The sequence below is a fragment of the Pseudomonas sp. App30 genome (assembly GCF_047947025.1).
Lineage (GTDB): Bacteria > Pseudomonadota > Gammaproteobacteria > Pseudomonadales > Pseudomonadaceae > Aquipseudomonas.
The window spans coordinates 2,089,814-2,108,642 of the sequence record NZ_CP133165.1 but is presented as its reverse complement, the minus strand read 5'-3'; the positions used below and the strand labels follow the sequence as shown (position 1 = coordinate 2,108,642).

Annotated in this window: 15 protein-coding genes; all 15 read left to right on the top strand. The window is 65.9% G+C overall.

Annotated features, from left to right (window positions below):
• The first annotated feature begins 70 nt into the window (after nucleotides 1–70).
• The 15 genes from RAM80_RS09575 to RAM80_RS09505 all read left to right on the top strand — a co-directional run bounded on the left by RAM80_RS09575 (nucleotide 71) and on the right by RAM80_RS09505 (nucleotide 18,735).
• Nucleotides 71–3,646, top strand: coding sequence for a glycosyltransferase (locus RAM80_RS09575; protein WP_416426115.1), 3,576 nt, complete (start codon nucleotides 71–73; stop codon nucleotides 3,644–3,646).
• A 140-nt stretch (nucleotides 3,647–3,786) separates the two neighbouring features.
• Nucleotides 3,787–4,905 (top strand): dTDP-4-amino-4,6-dideoxy-D-glucose aminotransferase VioA, encoded by a 1,119-nt coding sequence (gene vioA, locus RAM80_RS09570; protein WP_416426114.1) that lies wholly within the window; start codon nucleotides 3,787–3,789, stop codon nucleotides 4,903–4,905.
• Nucleotides 4,906–4,907: 2 nt separating this feature from the next.
• The gene (locus tag RAM80_RS09565) at nucleotides 4,908–5,630 is read left to right on the top strand and encodes a methyltransferase domain-containing protein (protein ID WP_416426113.1); all 723 of its coding nucleotides are present in this window, start codon (nucleotides 4,908–4,910) and stop codon (nucleotides 5,628–5,630) included.
• A gap of 15 nt (nucleotides 5,631–5,645) precedes the next feature.
• Nucleotides 5,646–6,293: an acyltransferase gene (locus RAM80_RS09560; RefSeq protein WP_416426112.1), complete on the top strand. Its 648-nt coding sequence runs from the start codon at nucleotides 5,646–5,648 to the stop codon at nucleotides 6,291–6,293.
• Nucleotides 6,290–8,608, top strand: coding sequence for a glycosyltransferase (locus tag RAM80_RS09555; RefSeq protein ID WP_416426111.1), 2,319 nt, complete (start codon nucleotides 6,290–6,292; stop codon nucleotides 8,606–8,608). The genes RAM80_RS09560 and RAM80_RS09555 overlap by 4 nt, the downstream gene beginning before the upstream one ends.
• Nucleotides 8,609–8,619: 11 nt before the next feature.
• Nucleotides 8,620–9,621, top strand: a complete 1,002-nt coding sequence (gene pseB, locus RAM80_RS09550; protein ID WP_416426110.1) for a UDP-N-acetylglucosamine 4,6-dehydratase (inverting) — start codon at nucleotides 8,620–8,622, stop codon at nucleotides 9,619–9,621.
• Nucleotides 9,618–10,778, top strand: a complete 1,161-nt coding sequence (gene pseC, locus RAM80_RS09545; RefSeq protein ID WP_416426109.1) for a UDP-4-amino-4,6-dideoxy-N-acetyl-beta-L-altrosamine transaminase — start codon at nucleotides 9,618–9,620, stop codon at nucleotides 10,776–10,778. Before pseB ends, pseC begins: the two co-directional genes overlap by 4 nt.
• A complete protein-coding gene (gene pseF / locus RAM80_RS09540; protein ID WP_416426107.1) occupies nucleotides 10,775–11,476 on the top strand; it encodes a pseudaminic acid cytidylyltransferase in 702 nt (233 codons plus the stop codon). Before pseC ends, pseF begins: the two co-directional genes overlap by 4 nt.
• Nucleotides 11,473–12,519 carry a UDP-2,4-diacetamido-2,4,6-trideoxy-beta-L-altropyranose hydrolase gene (gene pseG, locus RAM80_RS09535; RefSeq protein ID WP_416426106.1) on the top strand — a complete coding sequence of 349 codons (1,047 nt, stop codon included), beginning with the start codon at nucleotides 11,473–11,475 and terminating at the stop codon, nucleotides 12,517–12,519. Before pseF ends, pseG begins: the two co-directional genes overlap by 4 nt.
• 4 nt (nucleotides 12,520–12,523) lie before the next feature.
• The gene (gene pseI, locus RAM80_RS09530) at nucleotides 12,524–13,576 is read left to right on the top strand and encodes a pseudaminic acid synthase (protein ID WP_416426105.1); all 1,053 of its coding nucleotides are present in this window, start codon (nucleotides 12,524–12,526) and stop codon (nucleotides 13,574–13,576) included.
• A gap of 248 nt (nucleotides 13,577–13,824) precedes the next feature.
• Complete coding sequence (locus tag RAM80_RS09525) at nucleotides 13,825–14,748, top strand: ketoacyl-ACP synthase III (RefSeq protein ID WP_416426104.1); 924 nt, start codon at nucleotides 13,825–13,827, stop codon at nucleotides 14,746–14,748.
• 91 nt (nucleotides 14,749–14,839) lie between these two features.
• Nucleotides 14,840–16,132 carry a motility associated factor glycosyltransferase family protein gene (locus RAM80_RS09520; RefSeq protein ID WP_416426103.1) on the top strand — a complete coding sequence of 431 codons (1,293 nt, stop codon included), beginning with the start codon at nucleotides 14,840–14,842 and terminating at the stop codon, nucleotides 16,130–16,132.
• Complete coding sequence (locus RAM80_RS09515; RefSeq protein WP_416426101.1) at nucleotides 16,129–16,395, top strand: hypothetical protein; 267 nt, start codon at nucleotides 16,129–16,131, stop codon at nucleotides 16,393–16,395. Before RAM80_RS09520 ends, RAM80_RS09515 begins: the two co-directional genes overlap by 4 nt.
• A 1,058-nt stretch (nucleotides 16,396–17,453) precedes the next feature.
• On the top strand, nucleotides 17,454–18,302 hold the full coding sequence (locus tag RAM80_RS09510; RefSeq protein WP_416426099.1) for a flagellin domain-containing protein: 849 nt from the start codon (nucleotides 17,454–17,456) through the stop codon (nucleotides 18,300–18,302).
• Between the two features lie 73 nt (nucleotides 18,303–18,375).
• Nucleotides 18,376–18,735 (top strand): flagellar protein FlaG, encoded by a 360-nt coding sequence (locus tag RAM80_RS09505; RefSeq protein WP_416426098.1) that lies wholly within the window; start codon nucleotides 18,376–18,378, stop codon nucleotides 18,733–18,735.
• Nucleotides 18,736–18,829: the final 94 nt, after the last annotated feature.

The window sequence follows — 18,829 nt, the reverse complement described above, 5'->3', positions numbered from 1 at the left end:
GTCGAGCCTGGCGCCGTATTTTTATCCGTATCCGGTTGTCGTCCGATGACCGTCGAGTGAGTCCCGCGGCATGAAATCCACTCCGCTTGTCAGCATCGCCATTCCCGCGCTTGATCCCGAGAACTTCCCGCGTGCCCTGCGCAGCGCGGTGAGCCAGAACTACCCCAACCTCGAAGTGCTGGTCTGTGATGACACCCAGGGCCAGGAAGTGCGCGATGCCGTGCAGGCGCTGCGCGCCGAGCTGCCGGCGCACGTGGCCTTGCGCTACGTGCGCAACGCCCGTCGCCTGGGGCGCAACCTCACCATCAACGAGTGCGTGCGCCAGGCCAAGGGCGAGTTCATCAAGGTGCTCTACGACGAAGACTGGCTGATGCCCGAGCATACCCCGCGGGTGGTGGACCTGCTGGTGCGCTTCCCCGGCGTCAGCCTTGCCGCCAGCCAGCGCTACTTCTCCGACGCCGACAATCGCATCATGCCCAACCGCATGGAAAACTTCGGCTACGTGGCCGGTGATGCGCGGTTCAACGGCTTCGACCTGGTGTCGATGTTCGAGGTGTGGCCGACCAACTTCATCGGCGGCCTGAGCAACGTGATCATGCGCCGCGCCGAAGTGGCGCGGCTGATGCCGGCGCTCACCGACAAGAAGGCACCGTTCGAGGTGCTGCTCGACCTCACCCTCTACACCTGCCTGCTGCGCAAGGGCGACCTGGCGCTGGTGGACCAGTACCTGTCGGTGGAGCGCCTGACGCCGCTGCGCCTCGCCGACATCAGCGACCTGGAAGCCGCCCGCCAGGCCGAACTGCACGCCCTGTTGCAGCTGCTGGCCGGCCGCAAGGAAGAGCGCGCGGAGAAGGTCGGTGGCGTGCGCCACCTGCTGCTCAACAGCACTGAACCGGCGCCGGAGTGGAAAGAGGTGGCCCTGGGGCGCATGTTCGGCGTGCAGGCGGAAACCATGCGCGAGTTCGTCGGCGTGGATTGCGACCACTACGACGCCGTGTACGAACAGTGGCTGCAGTGCCGCGATTTCTCCGCCGACCAGCGCCAGCATTTGCCGGCCCGGGTCGACACCTGGCCGCGCCAGGCGAAGATCATCGCGGTGATCATCGACAACCAGGGCGAAGAGGCGCTGCAGGCCACCCTGGAAAGCCTGGGCCAGCAGACCTGGTCGGCCGAGGCCATCCTGGTGCTGTCCAGCACGGCGCAAGAGCCGACCATCATCGGCAACACCCTGAACATGCCGCTACAGGCGGACTGGCCCCTGCAACTGAACAGCATGCTGCAGGAGCTGGATGGCTACGACTGGTTCTGCCTGCTGCGCGCCGGCGACCGCCTGAGCGAACACGCGTTGCTGCTGCTGGCTGAGCGCATTGCCGTGCGCGACGCCATGCAGGCCTGCTACTGGGACGAAGACGCCCTGGAAGACGTCGGCCATCGTGCGCCGGTGTTTCGCCCCGATTTCAACCTGGACCTGCTGCGCAGCTACCCCTACGTGGGCCGCGGCCTGGCGTTCAGCCGGGCCGGGTTGATTGCCCAGGGCGGGTTTGCCGCCGGCCTGGTCGAGTTGAGCCCCCATGACCTGATCTTCCGCCTGGTGGAAAGCCACGGCCCCCATTGCGTGGAGCACATCGGCGAGGTGCTGCTGCACGCTCGGCCGCATTTTGCCGCCTGGCTGGGCGAGGCCAGCGTGCGTGAAGGCAACGCGCAGATGGTCGGCCGGCACCTGCAGCGCCTGGGGCTTGCCCACGACATCCAGTCGTCCGACATTCGCCTGATCAACCGTATTCGCTACCACCACGCCGGTCAGCCGCTGGTCTCGGTGGTCATCGCCAGCCAGGGCCGGCTGGGCGCCTTGCAGGCGTGCCTGGAAAGCCTGTTGACGCACACCACCTACGGCCACTTCGAGGTGCTGATCGTCAGCGCCGCCGATGAACCGGCCGACGCCCGCGACTGGCTGCAGGCGATGGCCGAGGTCGGTGGCGCCAAGCTGCGCGTTGTCGACGCGCCGGCCGCCACCGCCTTGCCGGCCATGCTCAACCTGGGCGCGGCCCAGGCGCGCGGCCAGTACCTGCTGACCCTCAGCCAGGACTGCGTGGTGATCGACGGCGCCTGGCTGGACGAGATGCTGCAGCACGCCCGTCGCCACGAGGTTGGCGTGGTGGGCGCGCGCCTGCAGGCGCCGAACGGCACCGTCGAGCACGCCGGCCTGGTGCTGGGCCTGCGCGGCGCCGTGGGCGCGGTGTTTGTCGGTGACCCGGTGAACGCCCCTGGCTACATGCACCGTTTGCAAGTGGTGCAGAACTACAGCGCGGTCAGCCTGCAGTGCCTGCTGATCGACAAGGCCCTGTTCGATGAACTGGGCGGGCTGGCCGAGGGCGACCTGGGCCATGCCTTCGCCGATGTCGACCTGTGCCTGCGCGCCGGCCAGAGCGGCTACCTGGTGGTGTGGACGCCGTTCGCGCGCCTGCAACTGCGCCGTCACGAGCAGGCTGCCGACCCGCAAGCCCTGCAGGACTGGCGCCAGGCCCAGCGCGCGGCGTTCCACGCCTGGCTGCCGAAGCTGGCCCGCGACCCGGCCTACAACAAGAACCTGAGCCTGGTGGGCGCCAGCTTCACCATGCACGTGGGCCTGCGCAGCGGCTGGCAGCCGTTCGCCCGCCAGGCGCTGCCGCACATCCTCGGCCTGCCGATCAACAAAGGCGCCGTGGGCCACTACCGCCTGATCCAGCCTTTGTTCGAGCTGGAACGGGCAGGGCTGGCGACCCGCGTGCTCAACTTCGGCACGCCGTCGATCCTCGAGATCGAGCGCATCGAACCCGACACCATCATCTTCCAGGGCCGCTACAGCGCGGGCCCGGTGGAAGGCATCAGCCAGGTCAAGGAGTTCTCCCGGGCGTTCCGGGTGTTCGAGATCGACGACTACCTGCTGGACGTGCCCAAACTCAACGAGCACCGGCGCTACCTGTCCAGCGATATCCGCCAGACCCTGGCCCGTGGCGTGGGCCTGTGCGACCGCCTGGTGGTGTCCACCCAGTCGCTGGCGGACGCCATGTCCAGCATGCACACCGACATCCGCGTGGTGCCGAACATGCTCGCCCCCGACCGCTGGAGCGGCCTGGCCAGCCAGCGCCGCGTGGGGCGCAAGCCGCGCGTGGGCTGGGGTGGCGGCACCAGCCACACCGGCGACCTGTTGCTGATCAAGGACGTGGTCAAGGCCTTGGCCGACGAAGTGGAGTGGGTGTTCCTGGGCATGTGCCCGCCGGAACTGATGCCGTATGTGCACGAGTACCACCCCTCGGTGCCACTGGACCTGTACCCGCAGAAAATGGCCAGCCTGAACCTGGACCTGGCGCTGGCGCCGTTGGAGCAGCACATCTTCAACGACTGCAAGAGCAACCTGCGGCTGCTGGAGTACGGCGCCTGCGGCTACCCGGTGGTGTGCACCGCCACCCGCAGCTATGCCAGCGACTTCCCTGTGACCCGGGTCATGACCAACAGCACCCACGAGTGGCTGGAGGCGATCCGCATGCACCTGGCGGACCTGGACGCCAGCGCGAAAATGGGCGATGCCTTGCGCCAGACCGTGATGGACAACTTCATGCTGCACGGCGACGCCCTGCAGCAATGGTTGCGCGCCTGGCAGCCGTGACCCGATAGCCCCTGGACGGCAGGCCGCGCGGGCCTGTCGTCCATTGTGGCCGGCTTCTTGCTTCACCCCTCTGCATTCGCGCCACCGTCATTTTCATGGCGAGCGCACCCGTAAGAAGTGCTCAGAGCGGTGAACACCCCATGTCCAGCCAGACCCCCGTTACCAGCCCGCTGTTGCCGCCCCTGGAGGAGTTCATTCCCTACCTGGAGGCCATCTGGGAAAGCAAGCGCCTGACCAATGCCGGTCCGTTCCACGAGCAGTTGGAGCAGGCCCTGGCGGACTACCTGGGGGTAGAACACCTGTGCCTGTTCGCCAACGGCACCCTGGCGCTGGTCACGGCGTTGCAGGCGCTGCGCATCACCGGCGAAGTGATCACCACGCCGTACTCGTTCGTGGCCACCGCGCACTCGCTGCTGTGGAACAGCGTCAAGCCGGTGTTCGTCGATATCTGCCCGCACACCTACAACCTTGACCCGGCGCGGCTGGAAGAGGCCATCACGCCAGCGACCACGGCCATCCTGCCGGTGCATTGCTACGGCGTGCCGTGCAACGTCGACGCCATCCAGCGCATCGCCGACACCTATGGCCTGAAGGTCATCTACGACGCCGCCCACGCCTTTGCCGTGCGCCAGGAAGGCACCAGCATTTTGCGCCACGGCGACCTGTCGATCCTCAGCTTCCACGCCACCAAGGTGTTCAACACCTTCGAAGGCGGCGCCATTGTCTGCCCCGACGCCAAGATCAAGCAGCGCATCAACTACCTGAAGAACTTCGGGTTCGCCGATGAAGTGACGGTGATGGCGCCGGGCATCAACGGCAAGATGAGCGAGATCAACGCCGCGTTCGGCCTGCTGCAACTCAAGCACATCGACGGCGCCCTGGCGCGCCGCCAGCGCATCGACGGCCTGTACCGCAAGGGCCTGGCGGGCTTGAAGGGCATCCGTTGCGCCTGGGACGACCGCCCCGGCCACAACTACGCCTACTTCCCGATCCTGGTGGGCGATGACTTCCCGTTGAGCCGCGATGCCCTGTACGAGCGTTTCCGCGAGCACGACATCCTGGTGCGCCGCTACTTCTACCCGCTGATTTCCGATTTCCCCATGTACCGCGGCCTTGAATCAGCGCGTGAAGAACGCCTGCCGGTGGCCCGGGACGTTTCCAGCCGTATCCTCTGCCTGCCCATTTTCGACAGCCTTGGCGATGAGGTGCTGCAACGCATCATCGACCTGCTTCGTGCTGCTGCCGACGAGACCCATTGACCATGCGCTCCTGCCCCCTGTGCCGTGCCCGCTTCGCCAATTTCATGCCCTTGCCGGCGAGTTTCTTCGAGGTGTTCCAGCGCCTGCGGGTGTTCTACTCGCTGGAGGATTTCGAGACCCTCAACGTCGGCCAGTACAGCTGCCCCCACTGCCAGTCCTCGGACCGCGACCGCCTCTACGCGCTGTTTGTCGAGCAGCACCTGCAGCGCACCGGCCAGGGCCCTTTGCGCATCCTCGATATCGCGCCGGCACCGGTGCTGTCGGCGTTCCTCAAGCAGATTCCCGACAGCGTCTACCGCTCTGCGGACCTGTTCTCGCCGCTGGCCGATGACAAGGTCGACCTGCAGGACATGAGCCTGTACCCGGATGCCACGTTCGACTTCATCGTCTGCTCCCACGTGCTCGAACACGTGCCGGACGACCGTCGCGCCATGGCCGAGCTGCACCGGGTGCTGGCGCCGGGTGGCGTGGCGATCCTCATGGTGCCGATCCTGACCACCGCCACCGAGACCGACGAAGACCCTGACGAGGCCAGCGTCGACGAGCGTTGGGCGCGCTTTGGCCAGGACGACCACGTGCGCATGTACTGCCGCGCGGACTTCCTCGCACGCCTGGGCGACGCCGGCTTCCACATGCAGGCGCTGACCCACGCGGACTTCAGCGCCGCCAGCTTCACCCGCCACGGTATCACCGAGCGTTCGGTGCTCTATGTGGGGCGCAAATGACCAGGGAGTATCGTCGTGTCTAGACTCGAAGAAAAAAATCTCGGCTTCCGCGCCCTCGGTGAAAACGTGCGGATCTTCCCTGGGGCCAAGCTCTACGGGCGCGAGTTCATCAGCATCGGCAGCAACGTGATCATCGATGACTACGTGTTCATCTATGCCACGGCGCCGATCTTCATCGGCAGCTACGTGCACATCGCCTCGTTCACCTCCATCTCGGGTGGCGGCGTGGTGGTGCTGGAAGACTTCAGTGGCCTGTCCTCGGGCGTGCGCATCCTGTGCGGCAGTGAGGACTTCCTCGGCGGTGGCCTGACCAACCCTTGCGTGCCGCCCGAGTACCGCTGCGTGGAACGCGCCTCGGTGCACATTGGCCGCCACGCGATCATCGGCGCCAACGCCGTGGTCATGCCCGGCGTCAGCATCGGCGAAGGCTGCGCCGTGGGCGCGGGGGCCGTGGTGGGCAAGAACCTGGAGCCCTGGGGCGTGTGTGTCGGCGCCCCGGCGCGGCGCATCAAGACCCGTGACTCCAGCCTGATCCTGGCCAAGGAAACCCAGCTGATCATCGAGCGCCCGTTCGCGCCCTTGCTCCCCTCGCAGTTCAACGACTATCTGCTCGACCCAAGCCTGGCCGACAGTGATCCCACGTATTCCAAGGTGTCCCGATGACGTCCTCCCGGCTGGTCAGCATTCTTATCCCTGCCTACAAGGCGACCTACTTCGAAGAGGCGCTCACCAGCGCCATGCGCCAGAACCACGATGAGGTCGAAATCATCGTGTGCGACGATTGCCCGGACGACGCCATTGGCGAGATCGTCCGCCGCCTCGCGCCCCTCAGCCGCTGGCCCGTGCACTACTGGCGCAACCCGCAACCGCTGGGTGAGATCGCCAACGTCACCCAGTGCCTGCACAAGGCGCAGGGCGAGTACATCAAGTTCCTGTTCGACGATGACCTGATCGTGCCCGATTGCGCGCGCATCATGGTCGACGTGTTCGAGACCACCCCCGGCCTCTCGATCGTCTCGTCGCGCCGCCGTCGCATCGACGAGGCGGGCCGCTGGATGAGCGATATCCAGGCGACCTTGCTGCCGTTCAACCGCGACGTGGTGCTGGATGGCCGCGAAGTGGTGGCGTTCCAGGGCTTGTACACGCTGAACTTCATCGGCGAGCCAAGCTCGGTGATGTGCCGACGCGCGGACCTGATGGCCCTGGTGCCCGAAGGCCTCTACAACGTCAACGGCCACGAGATCCATTGGGTGGGCGACCTGGCCATCTATGTGAAGCTGCTGCAGCACGGCCATGTGGCGATCCTGGAACGCACCTTGTCGTATTTCCGCGTCTCCGAGACCCAGTACAGCCGTGCCGGCCGCGACACGCCGGCCATCGCCGAGCGCTACCACGACCTGTTCCGTGAGCAGATCGCCGCCAGCGGCTGGCTGCGCCCCGCCGCGCAGACGCCGTTCGTGCAGGTGGCCGACCTGGGCCGCCCCACGCAGTTCAAGGAAATGGACCTGCTGGGCAGCTTCATCGGCCGCCACACGCCACGTTCCAACGACCCGGTGGAGCGCTGGCTGCAGGCCCGCGAACTGTCGGCGCTGCGCCGCCAGCAGATCACCAGGCAGCTGCACGACCACCAGGGCGGCCCACGCCTGCTGGTGGTGGTCAGCGACCTGCAGGACGAGCAGCCGGCGCTGATGCAGACGCTGATGAGCCTGGGGCAGGACAGCCTGGCCCAACTGCGCCTGCAAGTGGTGGTGCTCAGCGCGGCGGCCAGCCTGCCTGCGGACGACGCCGCCCAAGGGCTGTTCTGGTTGCCGGCTGACGCGGCCAACCAGGGCCAGGTGCTCAACGGCGTGCTCGAGCGCTTCGAGTTCGACTGGCTGCTGCGCGTGGAGGCCGGCGTCGAAATGACCGCTGACGGCCTGTGGCGCGTGGCTCATGAACTGCTGGGCGCCCAGGGTTGCCGGGCGGTGTTCGCCGATGGCCTGCAGCGCCTGGCCAATGGCGCGCTGCAACTGGCGCCACGCCCTGACTTTGACCTGGACCTGCTGCTGAGCCTGCCGCAAGTGATGGCGCGGCATTGGCTGTTTGCCCGCGAGGCCGTGCAGGCAGTGGGTGGCTTTGCCCCGGAATGCGCCGACGCGCTGGACCTGGACCTGATCCTGCGGCTGGTGGAACACGGCGGCATGCAGGGCATCGGCCACGTCGACGAGGCGCTGTTGGTCAGTGCGGCCCAGGCGCCGCGCAGCAACGCCCAGGAGCGCGAGGTGCTGACCCGCCACCTGCGCAATCGTGGCTATGCCCGGTGCAACCTCGGCGAGCCGGTGCCGGGCCACTACCACGTCACCTACGGCCATCCGGCGCAGCCCTCGGTGTCGATCCTGATCCCGGCCGGCGGCCCGTTGCCACAACTGCAACGCTGCGTCACCAGCCTGATCAAGCACAGCAGCTATGCCAACCTTGAGCTGCTGCTGCTCGATACCGCGCCGGGTGCCAACGACTGGCTGGCGCAGGTGCAGGCGCTGGCCGACCCCAAGATCCAGGTGCTGCGCCACGCCCAGCAACGGGAGGCGGCGGTGATCAACCAGGTGGCGCGTACCCAGGCGCGCGGCGATTACCTCCTGCTGATGGACCCCCACTGCGCGGTGGTCGGCGACCAGTGGCTGCAAGCCCTGCTCAACCACGGGCAGCGCCCGGAAGTGGGCGTGGTGGCGGCGGCGCAGGTGGACGGCCGCGGCCGCTGGCTGGACGAAGGCGACGTGCCGGTGACCGGCGTGTTGCGCGGCATTGCGCTGGACCAGGAGCGCGCGGTGCTGGCGCCGGGCGCCATGCTGCTGTCACGGGCGTTGTTCGAGGCGTTCGACGGCCTGGCCCAGGACGTCGGCCTGCGTGAGGCCCAGCAGGACCTGTGCGCCCGCATCACGGCCTCGGGCCGCCTGGCGGTGCGGGCGGTGCAAGCGACGCTCATGCGCGACACAGAGTAAGGAAAATACTTATGTTCAACGGCAAATCAATCTTCATCACCGGCGGCACCGGTTCCTTCGGTCGCAATTTCATCCGTCGCCTGCTGGAGCAGTACCAGCCCAAGCGGGTGGTGGTGTTCTCCCGCGACGAGCTCAAGCAGTACGAAATGCAGCAGAGCTTCAACGCCCCCTGCATGCGCTACTTCATCGGTGACGTGCGTGACGCCGAGCGCTTGCGCGTGGCCATGCGCGGCATCGACTACGTGGTCCACGCCGCGGCGCTCAAGCAGGTGCCGGCGGCGGAGTACAACCCCACCGAATGCATCCGCACCAACGTCAACGGCGCCGAGAACGTGATTGCCGCCGCCATCGACAATGGCGTGAAAAAGGTCGTTGCGCTGTCCACCGACAAGGCCGCCAGCCCGATCAACCTGTACGGCGCCACCAAGCTGCTGTCGGACAAACTGTTCGTGGCCGCCAACAACATCGCCGGCGACCAGCAGACCCGTTTTGCCGTGGTGCGCTACGGCAACGTCGCCGGCTCCCGTGGCTCGGTGGTGCCGTTCTTCAGCAAGCTGATCAGTGAAAAGGCGCGCGAGCTGCCCATCACCGACCCGCGCATGACGCGCTTCTGGATCACCCTGGACCACGGCGTGCAGTTCGTGCTGGACAGCTTCGCGCGCATGCACGGTGGCGAAATCTTCGTGCCCAAGATCCCCTCCATCCGCATCGTCGACCTGGCCAGCGCCATGGCCCCCGAACTGCCGCAGACCCTGGTGGGCATCCGCCCGGGCGAGAAGCTGCATGAGCTGATGGTGCCCCTGGACGACGCGCGCGCCACCCTCGAGTTCGACGATCACTACACCATCCAGCCGTCGATCCGCTTCACCCACACCGACATCGACTTTGCCGTGGATGGCCTGGGCGAGCAGGGCAGGGCGGTGAGCGAGGACTTCGAGTACCGGTCCGACATCAACCCGCAATTCCTCGACGTGGCCCAGATCGCCCGCCTGCACGCGGAACTGCTGCCGTGATCCCCTACGGCCGCCAGAGCATCGATGACGCCGACGTGGCCGCGGTGGTGCAGGTGCTGCAATCGGACTGGCTGACCCAGGGGCCGACGCTTGCGCGCTTCGAGCAGGCCATGGCCGCCTACTGCCAGGCCGGCCACGGCGTGGCCGTGTGCAATGCCACCGCCGCCCTGCACCTGGCGTGCCTGGCGGCTGGCCTGGGCGAGGGCGACTGGCTGTGGACCTCACCGAACACCTTCCTGGCGTCGGCCAATTGCGGCCGTTACTGTGGCGCCCAGGTGGACTTCGTCGACATCGACCCGCGCACCCTGAACCTGGATGCCGGCAAATTGGCGGCCAAGCTGGCGCTGGCCGAGCGGCAGGGGCGCCTGCCCAAGGTGGTGGTGGCGGTGGCCTTCGCCGGCCAGAGCTGCGACCTGCGGGCCATCGCCGAGCTGGCCCGGCGCTACGGTTTCTGCCTGATCGAGGACGCCGCCCATGCCGTGGGCGCGCGTTACGCCGGGCGGCCAACCGGCTGCGGTGAGTTCGCGGCCATGACCGTGTTCAGCTTCCACCCGGTGAAAATCATCACCACCGGCGAGGGCGGCATGGTCATGACCAACAGCCCGGAGCTGGCCGCGCGCCTCAAGCGCCTGCGCAGCCATGGCATGACCCGCGACGCGGTGGACATGGACGAGCCCAGCCACGGCCCCTGGTATTACCAGCAGGTGGAGCTGGGCTTCAATTACCGCATGACCGACATCCAGGCGGCGCTGGGGCTGTCGCAGCTGCACAAGCTCGACGCCTTCGTGGCGCGCCGCCGGCAATTGGCGGCGCGCTACGACCAGCTGCTGGGCGAGCTGCCGCTGGTGCTGCCGGCTGCCCAGGCCGACGCCGAGTCGGCCTGGCACTTGTACGTGGTGCGCCTGAACCTGGCGCACATTGCCCTGGGCCACCGCGAAGTGTTCGAGGCCCTGCGCGCGGCGGGCATTGGCGTGCAACTGCACTACATCCCCGTGCACCTGCAGCCCTATTACCGCGGCCTGGGCTTTGCCCTCGGTGATTTCCCCGAGGCCGAGCGGTACTACGGCGAGGCGATCAGCCTGCCGCTGTTCGCGGCCATGAGCGACGCCGAGCAAGACCAGGTGGTGGCCACCCTGCAGCGGATCATCCGCCCGTGAGCCGGGTCGCGATCATTCCCGCCCGCGGCGGCAGCCAGCGCATACCGCGCAAGAACCTCAAGCTGTTCGGCGGCCAGCCGATCATTGCCTGGTCGATCCGCACGGCGCTGGCCAGCGAGCTGTTCGACGAGGTGGTGGTCAGCACCGATGACGACGAGATCGCCGAGGTGGCCCGCGTCCATGGCGCCCAGGTGCCGTTCCGGCGCCCGGCGGCGCTGGCCGACCACCACACCGGCACCACCGCCGTGGTGCAGCACGCGTTGCAGGCACTGGGCGACGCCCATGACTTGGCCTGTTGTATCTACGCCACCGCGCCCATGCTGTTGCCCGCTGACCTGCAGCAAGGCCTGGCGGCCTTGCAGGCCGCCCCTGACAAACGCTTTGCCTTCTCGGTGTGCAGCTTCGCCTTTCCGGTGCAGCGTGCCTTGCAGCTGGACGGGCAGGGCGGCGTTGCCGCGCTGTACCCGCAGTTCAACCAGACCCGCTCCCAGGATCTGGTGCCGGCCTGGCACGACGCCGGCCAGTTCTACTGGGGGCACCGCGACGCCTGGTTGCAAGGCCTGCCGATGTTCGCCGGGCACAGCCTGCCGATCATGCTGCCGCGCCACCGGGTGCAGGACATCGACACGCCGGAAGACTGGCGCCGTGCTGAATATCTGTTTGCCGCGCTCGAGGCGGCTGGGGAGTTGAACCTGTGAAGGTGTTGATTCGTGCCGATGCGTCCCGGGTCATCGGCAGTGGCCATGTGGCCCGCTGCCTGACCCTGGCGCGGCACCTGCACAAGCAGGGCGCCCAGGTGACCTTCGCCAGCCTGACGTTGCCGGGCCACCGCCTGGTCGACCTGGCGGCGCAGGGCTGGGGCACCTATGCCATGAAGCCGGGCCCCGGCAGCGACGACATCGAAGTGCTGCTGCCCTGGCAGGCGGACATCGATGCGTTGAAGCACGTGGGCCGCTTCGACTGGGTAATCGTCGATCACTATGGCCTGGACGCCCGCTGGGAAACCGCGGCGCGGGCGTTCGCGCCGCGGGTCATGGCCATTGATGACCTGGCCAACCGCAAGCACAGCGCCGACCTGTTGCTAGACCAGAACCTCACCGCCAGCGCCGAGGCCTACCAGGGCCTGCTGGCGCCCGGTTGCACCACCTATTTCGGCCCGCGCCATGCGTTGCTGGGCCCGGCCTTCGAGGCCCTGCGTGTGTCGATTCGCCCGCGGGTGCAGCGCGTGCTGGTCAACTTCGGTGGCTTCGACGCCAGCGGCAACACGCTCAAGGCCATGGCCGCGCTGGATGGCCTGGCCGACCTTGAAGTGGACTTCGTCACCGGCCACGGCACGCCCGACTGGGAGCACTTGCAAGCCTATGTGGCCACGCGGCCGAACTGGGTGCTGCACGGTTTCGTCGAGGATTTCGCCGCGCTGATGGCCACCGCCGACCTGTTCATCGGCGCCGGCGGCGGTACCAGCTGGGAGCGCGCGGCCATGGGCCTGCCGACCCTGTGCATGGCCGTGGCCCACAACCAGCAGGCCAACGCCGAACTGATGGCCCACGCCAGGGCCCACGTCTACCTGGGCGATGCCGCCGAGGTCAGCAGCCAGGCCTTGCGCCAGGCCGTGCTGGGCCTGCTCGATGACGCCGGGCGCCGCCGCGCACTGGCCGAAAATTCCCGCGCGCTGGTGGATGGCCTGGGCGCCCTGCGCCTGGCCTGGGCCCTGTTCGCCGCCGCCCCGTCCCAAGGATAAGACCATGCCACGTTTCTCCATCGGCCACCGCGCCATCGGTACCGACGCGCCACCCTTCGTCATCGCCGAGATGAGCGGCAACCACAACCAGTCCCTGGAGCGCGCCCTGGCCATCGTCGACGCTGCCGCCCAGGCGGGCGCCCATGCCTTGAAGCTGCAGACCTACACCGCCGACACCATGACCCTGGACATCGACCAGGGCGAGTTCCGCATCAGCGACCCGGACAGCCTGTGGGCCGACACCTCGCTGTATGCGCTGTACCAGCAGGCGCACACGCCGTGGGAATGGCATGCGCCGATTTTCGAGCGGGCGAAAAGCCACGGCATGCTGGCATTTTCCTCGCCGTTCGATGAGACGGCGGTCGACTTCCTCGAAAGCCTCGACGTGCCGGCCTACAAGATCGCCAGTTTCGAAAACACCGACCTGCCGCTGATTCGCAAGGCCGCCGCCACCGGCAAGCCGCTGATCATCTCCACCGGCATGGCCACGGTGGCCGAGCTTGACGAAAGCGTGCGCGCGGCCCGTGCCGCCGGCTGCCGCGACCTGATCCTGCTCAAGTGCACCAGCACCTACCCGGCGTCGCCGCTCAACACCCACCTGCGCACCATCGCCCACATGCGCGAGCTGTTTGGCTGCGAAGTCGGCCTCTCGGACCACACCATGGGCGTGGGCGCCGCCGTGGCGGCGGTGGCTCTGGGCGCCAGCGTGGTGGAAAAGCACTTCACCCTGGACCGCAGCGCCGGTGGCGTGGACGCCAGCTTCTCGCTGGAGCCGGCCGAGCTGGCCAGCCTGGTCACCGAGACCGAGCGTGCCTGGCAGGCGCTGGGGCAGGTGCAGTACGGCGCCACCCGCGCCGAACAGAAGTCGCTGGTGTACCGCCGCTCGCTGTACGTGGTGCGTGACGTGGCGGCGGGCGAGGCGCTGACGCGCGACAACGTGCGTGCCATTCGTCCGGGCCTGGGCCTGGCGCCCCGGCACTTGGACGCCGTGCTGGGCCGCGCGGCACGGCGCCCTCTGGCCCGGGGCATGGCGCTGGATTGGTCGATGATCGACTGAACCGCGCCTTAAGCATGGCCAAAAAACTCGAAATCATGTTGAATCAACGTGACCTATGAGTCATAACGCGCATCTCCACTGTAACCTGTTGTTGGGTGACAAGGGCGCACTGACTCTGGTCGGCCGTGTTTTTCGGCCCCGGCGTCGCCTGTTTTCGCCCCCGCGCGGGTGATGCACATCCCGGTTTTGTTGGCGCCCCTCGATCATGCGAGCGGTGATATTTAGCTCTTTATTATTGGGAAGCCATGATGATTGGCATAAAAAGCATAGCGAGTTACGTGCCTTCCGAAGGCCTTGATAACTACGCCCAGGGTGCCAAGTTTGCCAAGGACGAAGAGTTCATCCTGGGCAAGATCGGCTCCGCTTTCCTGCCGCGCAAAGACGCCGGCCAGGAGACCTCCGACCTGTGTGTCGAAGCGGTCAACGCTCTGTTTGCGAATAACCCCGAGCTGTCGCGCGAGTCCATCGATGCGCTGATCGTCGTCACCCAGAACGGTGACGAGGAAGGCCTGCCGCACACCGCGGCCATCGTCCAGGACAAGCTGGGCCTGCCGACCCACGTGGCCGCGTTCGATATTTCCCTGGGCTGCTCCGGCTACGTCTACGGGATCTACGCGATGAAGGGCTTCATGGAAGCCGCGGGCCTGAAGAACGGCCTGCTGATCACCGCCGACCCGTATTCGAAGATCGTCGACCCCGAAGACCGCAACACCACCATGCTCTTCGGTGACGCGGCCACGGCTACCTGGATGGGCGAAGACGCCGTCTGGCAGCTGGGCAAGGCCAAGTTCGGCACCGACGGTTCGGGTGCCCCGCATCTGAAGGTCACCGACGGCGTGTTCTTCATGAACGGCCGCCAGGTGTTCAACTTCGCGCTGCTGAAAGTGCCAGCTCACCTGCACGAGCTGCTGGATGAGTCGGGCCTTGCGTCCGCCGACATCGACGCGTTCTGCATCCACCAGGGCAGCGCGGCCATCGTCGACGCCGTGGCGCGACGCTTCGAGGAAGAGCCGGAGAAGTTCATCAAGGACATGGTCGAGACCGGCAACACCGTCTCCTCCAGCGTGCCGCTGCTGCTGGAAAAGCACGTGATGGACGCCAAGTGGAAACGCGTGGCCATCAGTGGCTTCGGCGTAGGCCTGTCCTGGGGGTCGGCGATTCTCTATCGCTGAGTGCCTGGGGGAGCTGGCAAGCCAGCTCCCCCCGTTGTTTGCGGCTTCTGGTACGCTTTACGGCTGAACGTACCATCAGGGCCGCCCCACCATGACCGATATCCCCCAGCGCAACGCACAGCTGCTGCAAACGCGCTGGCCTTCGCTGTTCACCCGCCTGCAACTGGAAAATCCCGAGACCGTCCCCGCGCAACTGGTGGAAGGGCTGGGGTCGACCCTGAGCGTCAGTGGCGTGCAGCTCACCAGCCGCCACGACCGAGTGGCCGAGGCGCAGCTGCAAGCGGCGAGCGTGCCGGCCGATGCCGCCCATGTGCACGTCTATGGCACCGGCCTGGGTGACCTGCAGCTGGCCTTGCTGCAGCGCCCCGTGTTGCAGCGCCTGACCGTGCACATCCTCAACAGCGCGATCTTCGCCCTGGTGGTGCAGATCCTCGACCAGGGCGACTGGCTCAAGGACCCCCGGGTCGAGCTGGTGATGGCCGGTGACCACGCCGAAATCTGCCTGCCGTTCTTCGCCGTGCCCGCCGAGCTGGTGCTGGCCGACGACTACAACGCGAAGATCCGCGACCGCCTGATCAGCGAGGTGCACCTGGCGTTCAACAACCGTGATTTCACCGTGCAAGACCCGGAAATCGCCGAGCGCCTGCAACACGCCGTGCCCCTGCTGCAGCGCGACCCCGACGTGGCCGAGCTGTTTGCCAGCCAGCCGGGCCGCGAGTTCTTCGTGATTGCCACCGGGCCGAGCCTGGAGCAGCACTTCGCCGCGTTGAAGCACGTGCGCGAACGCGCCCAGCGGCCGTTCTTCATCTGCGTCGACACCGCCTACCGGCCCCTGCTGGCCCAGGGCATCGTTCCGGACCTGGTGGTCAGCATCGACCAGCGCATCAGCAGCCGCCACCTGCCGGCCGAAGGCTCAGCGGCCGTGGGGCTGGTGTACCTGCCACTGCTGGAGCGCGCGCTGCTGGAAAGCTGGCAGGGGCCGCGGCATGTCGGCTATTCCAGCAGCCCGGTGTATGCGCAATTGCGCGAGCAGCTGCCCAAGGCCAGCCTCTACGTGGGCGGCAGCGTCATCCACCCGGCGGTGGACCTGGCGGTGAAGATGGGGGCAGGGCGGGTGACTCTGTTCGGCGCCGACTTCGCCTTCCCGGGCGACAAGACCCACGCCGGCTGGGGCGACGGCGACCTGGGGCCGCAATTGCAGGCGGCCCGCCACTGGGTGCTCGACGGCCACGGCCAGCGCGTGCGCACCCAGCTCAACTTCCGCAGCTACCTGGTGGAGCTTGAACGCTTCATCGCCGGCCACCCGCAGGTGCCGTTCTTCAACACCAGCCGTGCCGGGGCGATGATCGCCGGCACGCGTTTCGATCCGGAGTGGTGCCAATGAGTGGTTTCGAGCAACACCGGGCGGCAGCAGTCCACTGCGCGCACCTGTTCCGCCTGGGGCGGGATGTCGAGGCGGCGTTGGTGATGGTGGAGGTGTTTGGTGCGGTGATGCCGTTGTTCGAGGGGGCCTCGGTGCAGTTGCAACAGCAGTGGCAGGCGGTGTTGGGGCAGATTCTGGTGTGTCAGGAAGGGCAGGATTGGTTGGGGTTGGCGGATTATCTGGAGTATGAGTTGGTGGAGTTGATGCGACAGGTCGCACTGTAGCGGCTGCGCTGAAAACAGCACTCAAGCGAGACAGGTGCTGCTCTTGATCTTGATCTTGATCCCGTGAGGCCTTTGACCTTGATTGTGTGCCCCGTAAAGCGCCAGGGCCGACTGGAGGCGTCGGCCAAGCGGTCCCCGGCGTAGCCGGGGAAGACGGAACCGGAGGCGCTTCTATTCCGGGCCGTCGGCCGCTTGGGCGACGCCGGAAGGAGGGGACCCGCAGCGAAGCGTAGGGACCAAGCAGGGGCAAGCCTTTTTTGCTTACTTTTTGTGGCGTTTGACAAAAAGTGAGTCGGCGTAAGGCCGAAAAGGTGAAGTGGCATCACCCTGAATGCTGGATATACATAGGGCTTTCGAATCCCGCTTCGGCGATTTCGAACATATCCATTTTCGCGGTGAGACCACCGACCGTTTCGCCCTTACGGCGACTCCCTTTTTGGCAGTCGCCCCAAAAAGGAAGCAAAAAAGGCTTGCCCCTGCTTGGGCCCTCCGCTGCGCTACGGGTCCCCTCCTTCCGGCGCCGCTCAACGGGCAGACGGCACCCGCTATAGAAGCCTGCGGGTTACCGTCTCTTCGGCCTGCGGCCTCGGCCCTTCGGGCAGCCCGTTGATCGACGCCTCCAGTCGGCCCGGGCGCTTTACGGGGCATACAATCAAGATCACAAGCCAGATCAAGATCAAGAGCCAGATCAAAAGCCAGATCAAGATCTATAGCAGATCAAAAGCGCAGCCCAACCTCCGAATCGTGATCGGCGTCACGAAAGTGGCACTGCAGCCTTGGTGGGCTGGTCTATCGTCAAACCTCTGCCGCCGGGATCACTCGGCGCAGAAAATGTGATCTGTGTCACAGTCGATACCTGGAAAGGTGCAGCCAAATGAATCGTCGGCCGGGCTGGAAGCCCCGGTTTACAAGGGTTTTCCCACTGATGGCATTTTTTTTCAGAAAAGACCCTCAAGCAACTTCCCATCACGACGATAACTATTACGAAGGTTCTCTAGGCCACACCCGGCGGTTGCCAGGGCCGGAAGCCGCTGCACCCACCCATCGAGGAATTCGTCATGGCTTTGACTGTAAACACTAACATCGCTTCGCTGACCGTTCAGAACAACCTGAACAACGCCGCCAGCTCCCTGTCCACCGCTATGACTCGTCTGTCTTCCGGCCTGAAAATCAACAGCGCCAAAGACGACGCTGCCGGTCTGCAAATTGCCAGCCGTCTGACCACTCAGATCAACGGTCTGACCACTGCTACCAAGAACGCCAACGACGGTATCTCGATCGCCCAGACCGCTGAAGGCGCTCTGCAAGAATCGACCAACATCCTGCAACGTATGCGTGAACTGGCCGTTCAGTCCCGAAACGACTCCAACAGCACCGCTGACCGTACTTCGCTGAACGCCGAATACGACCAGATGAGCCAGGAACTGACTCGTATCTCGACTTCGACCACTTTCGGTACCGGCATGAAACTGCTGGACGGTTCGGCTTCGACCCTGGAGTTCCAGGTTGGCGCGATGACTGGTTCCGACCAGCACATCACCCTGTCCCTGACCGGCGACTTCTCGGCCAGCGGCCTGGGCCTGTCGTCCACCTCGATCTCGGGTTCGGACAACACCACCGCTCACACCAACGTCGACGCCTCGATCTCCGCGATCGACGCCGCACTGTCCACCATCAACAGTGCACGTGCTGACCTGGGTGCCAAGCAAAACCGTTTCGCCAGCACCATCTCCAACCTGAACAACATCGTTTCGAACGCTACCGCTTCGCGTTCGACCATTCAGGATGCTGACTTCGCTGCTGAAACCGCTGAACTGACCAAGCAACAAACTCTGCAGTCGGCTTCCACCGCGATCCTGTCGCAAGCCAACCAACTGCCATCCGCTGTACTGAAGCTGCTTCAGTAATAGCAACGGCTAGTTGAACGGAAGGGTGCTCACGAGTGCCCTTTCGTTTTTTCACATTTTCGAGGTGACGGACATGGACATGAGCGTCAAATTGAACGCGTCTTACCCCCAGGTTGTGACCCAGGCGGCGGCAACTCCGGCTGCGCCAGTGGCGACCGCCGCCACCGCGACCGACGGCAAGACCAGCACCGCCACCGGCAAACAGCCAGAGCGGGCAGAATTGGATAAAGCAGTGAAGGACATGCAGGCCTTCGTCGATTCGACGCAGCGCAACCTGCAGTTCTCCATTGATGACACCACCCACCAGGTGGTGGTCAAGGTCATCGCCACCGAGAGTGGCGAGGTTGTCCGGCAGATTCCGTCGGAAACCGCCTTGAAATTGGCGCAGAGCCTGAAAGAAGGCAACAGTGTGCTGTTTGATACGCAAGTCTGAGCGTGTTGGCACGAGACTTGTTTGATTCTGTAGAAATCAGCTTACGATAGGCGTTTTGTCAAAAAGTCGACAGCCGCCGGAACGGGAGTTCAAC